Raw genomic sequence first — 3,511 nt, 5'->3', positions numbered from 1 at the left:
GTCTGACAGGCAGCTATGACGTTTTCAGGGATGTCTGGTAATACTCTTGTTTCATCCCTTTCAATGTATTTCACTTCAATTATTTCATTTTTTTTTGGGAAAAAACGTTGTAAAAGACGTTGTAAAAAATTAATCCATTTCAAAATAACTCCTTAGGCATGACATGAAGCAGCTGCACATTGCAAAAGCAGATTAAACGACACGGATCCAGTAGGCTGGTTCAACAACCCAAACTCCGCAATCATATGCGATAGCCCTACGATGGCGGTTCATCAGCCAGAACGTCCAGGCGACAAACCGACTATTTCCACTATAGACGGTTCTATCCCCATCCAGCATGACAGAATAGCGAGGCTTTTTGTCCATATTATGATTCCTTATGTTGTTTACCTGGAATTATCGGAGCATCCAGGTGGCAAGGCAACTCTGTATCAGAGGATATTTTACCCCGCGCAACCAGCCATGCGCGACGTTGTTCCAGCCATGTTTTGAAAGCGGGTGTCGCTTCGACTTTTTTCACTTCCTTCTGTTTCCAGGCTTTTACCGGGCCTGCACTGAGCGGCGCACCGAGAAATTCACTGATCGCCTTGTCAGTCCAAAGACGAGCTTTCAAGCCACGTTTACTTATCCACTCAGCATGCCATTCATTGCTCGCTTGGGCTCGTCTATCTACTGCATTGTAATAAAGCCTCACGGTCATGGCACATCTCCTTGTACTTCTACATCATGAATGGGTTTGGCATAGAGGGACCAAAGAAAAATACAATGATTGAGGTAAGGATAAAACAGGTTAACCAGAGCCATTCAAGTTTCCAAGGTCTGAATAATTGCCAGATAAATCCGGCCGCGATAGTGCCGCAAACAACACCACCAATTAGAGCTTCAGAAATTGTCGAGTGTTCCATTGATTTTGTTTCTCCAAAAATTACGCCATTGTGCTTTATAAAACTACAAGCGATGCGACAGGGAATTTCATACTGAAAGAAATCACAAAAAACCTAGTTTTTTAGATAGTTAGGGCTGAAAATGTAGTGGGAACTTTTTAGTGGAGTCACACATTAAATTCCCACATTTTTTTATTTTTCGAAGGACTGCATGTTGCCCATAACCAGCCTGATGGCCTTATCTAACTCAGCCTGAACTGAAGCAGGAAGACGGGCAAATTCATAGGTCACTAAGCGTTTAGACGGATCGGTTTTCTTCCGGGCAAACTGCTTTTTGTCTTCAAACTCACGTAGCTTTTCAGTTTGTACAGTTTTCACTGGCGCTGGCTTCAGCTGCTTCGAATGGCGTTTAAAAGAGTCCATAATTAGCGACTTACTTACGCTTTCAACTTTTGCTGCACTGATGTCTGCCTGCACTTTTCCGAGCAAATCAGACAGAGGCACACCTTTGCTATCTAAGTCCTCTGAAATTTTTAACAGCAGCTGGTAATCAGCAAGGGAGAGTTCATTGATAACCGGGAATAACTCGACCATTTCAGCTGGCACAGAAGCAGCTTGAAACGCTCGGGAAACGCTTGCCGGTGAGACGTCCTCTACGCGCGCAATTTCATCCTTAGACATGCCATTTGCGTACATAAATTGATATCTTTGACCTATCTCACGAAGCGTATGCTCACGCGCGGTCTGAATGTCTTTGGCAAGCTGACGAGCATCTTCAAGACTTATCTCATCTTCTGTAACCAGAATTTCGAATTTCGCGCCACTGAAGATACATGCCGCCCGGCGCCGGGAACCATCTAACACTTCTATACAACCGTTAATAACTCGGCCGATTGCTGGGAAAAATTGCTGCAGGTTGATAGTTCGCGTTATGTCGCTCACTGACTCAGGGGTTACATACCTTTGGTCGCGACCGTTAACAGCTGGATCCACAAATGTCTTCTCTTCAATATCACCATTCAAAATGGTTGAGAGGGTGAACTTGGCCTGATTACCGGACTTAAGGGTGAATACCTTCTCTGCTTCTTTGGTTTCGAGGCTACGGATAAAATCTGAGCTATCACTACCTAAAATGTTTCGCCCGCGAGCTACTATTTTTTTCTTCACGCTGATTGGCTCCTCAGGAATTCAATACGGTCAAACACAGCCTTCGTAAAATGCTCTGCTTCTGTACGCGCTTTTTTTAACGCGTCGTTGCTACCGGGATAAGATGCTGGGTTGGCACTAATAATCGTATCAAACGTTTCTCCGCAACGTTCAAAGCCATCCAGGCGGGGCAGGGAAGAGTCCAGTATGCTGCTTGTGTAGACTTCACGAGCAAGGCTATGTGAAACCAGATGATCGGGCTTGCCAGTCATTTTCGACATAAAACCAATACTGGCAGCCAGACGCGGTTCAATGCCTTCTTCTTCCAGCGTTTCCAGCATTTCAGGCAAGCGGGTAAGGTATTTCAACGTGGAATGGAAATCGACTTGCGCCGGCGGAGTAGGGGTGAGAATAAGGTCACTTGCCGCCAAACCGTTTAGTAAAAATGGATCGAGGTGCGGACCTGTATCAATCAGGATGAAATCGTAGTCATCAGCCACACGATCGATAATTATTTTGCGAAGCACTTCGTACTGGTTTACGCCCGGCAGGTGCTCGCTAACCAGCTCCTTCCATGCGCTGGCTACAAAACCATCATCAATAGAAGCAGGAATAACATCTACACCTGGAATGATGGTTGGCCGTATCACTTCGTTACGCAGGGTTTCAGCATCGACATCGTTTAGCATCGCTTGCGCGGCGGTTTCAAGAATGGAACCAATACTGTGCGTGTGATCGAGGAACATGGTGCTGGATGCCTGCGGATCAAGGTCAATAACCAGAATACGCAGATCGTGACGCAATAAATCCTGATGCACTCGCAACGCGTGCGCCAGCGTTACAGTTGATACGGTTTTGGATACGCCACCTTTCAAGTTAACGACGAAAATAACGTAAGGCGATTGATGGATTTCACGATACTTCGGGATCTTGCGGTGGGCGTAAATATCAATAACATTCTGTACTGTAAGAGCATATTGCTCAACATTTCCGACGCGTTTCTTGTTGAAATCGTAGCCTGCATCTTCCATTTCTTTAATGGCCTGCTCCACGATGCGACGGCTTAGCTTGGGTAATTTGGCTACTGCGTTCCGGGTAAATGTCTGGAAGTATTCTGTAAGGTTAAACTCTTTGCGTTGATCTTCAATGTCCCGGCTCATTGACTCAAGCAATATGCCAGCTCGTCGCGCTATCGAGCCTACTCCACCGTAATCTCGTTTCATTCTGTTCTCCATGATGTTTTCAATGTAGAGGACATTGATTGTACAGCTCGGAGTGTACAACAAATACCGTGACGTGCAAGAAATTATTGATATTGGTGTTTTTGTTGCACGTTCAGCGAGTGACTCAAAGGCTGAACGCTGATACATGTGTTTATAAATCGGCTCGGAAGTGAGCAAACAGGTGTGTTTACAAAGCGGAAACAATATGAGAGGGAATAGATGTGTTTATAAAACGGATGCTGATGCTGTGTTACCGGG

The 3,511-nt window shown here is 45.4% G+C and carries 3 protein-coding genes; all 3 read right to left on the bottom strand.

The window, feature by feature from the left end:
- Window positions 1-367: 367 nt before the first annotated feature.
- The 3 genes from ACOTXF_RS23655 to ACOTXF_RS23645 all read right to left on the bottom strand — a co-directional run bounded on the left by ACOTXF_RS23655 (window position 368) and on the right by ACOTXF_RS23645 (window position 3,253).
- On the bottom strand, window positions 368-700 hold the full coding sequence (locus ACOTXF_RS23655) for a hypothetical protein (protein ID WP_004152347.1): 333 nt from the start codon (window positions 698-700) through the stop codon (window positions 368-370).
- Window positions 701-1,076: 376 nt separating this feature from the next.
- Window positions 1,077-2,051, bottom strand: a complete 975-nt coding sequence (locus tag ACOTXF_RS23650; RefSeq protein WP_004152348.1) for a ParB family protein — start codon at window positions 2,049-2,051, stop codon at window positions 1,077-1,079.
- A complete protein-coding gene (locus ACOTXF_RS23645; protein WP_004152349.1) occupies window positions 2,048-3,253 on the bottom strand; it encodes an AAA family ATPase in 1,206 nt (401 codons plus the stop codon). Before ACOTXF_RS23645 ends, ACOTXF_RS23650 begins: the two co-directional genes overlap by 4 nt.
- Window positions 3,254-3,511: the final 258 nt, after the last annotated feature.

The organism is Enterobacter cloacae complex sp. IR53041 (genome assembly GCF_049238285.1).
In the GTDB taxonomy this organism is placed as follows: Bacteria; Pseudomonadota; Gammaproteobacteria; order Enterobacterales; family Enterobacteriaceae; genus Enterobacter; species Enterobacter roggenkampii.
Note: the sequence above shows the minus strand (reverse complement) of the source record. Positions and strands in the feature narration are given on the sequence as shown.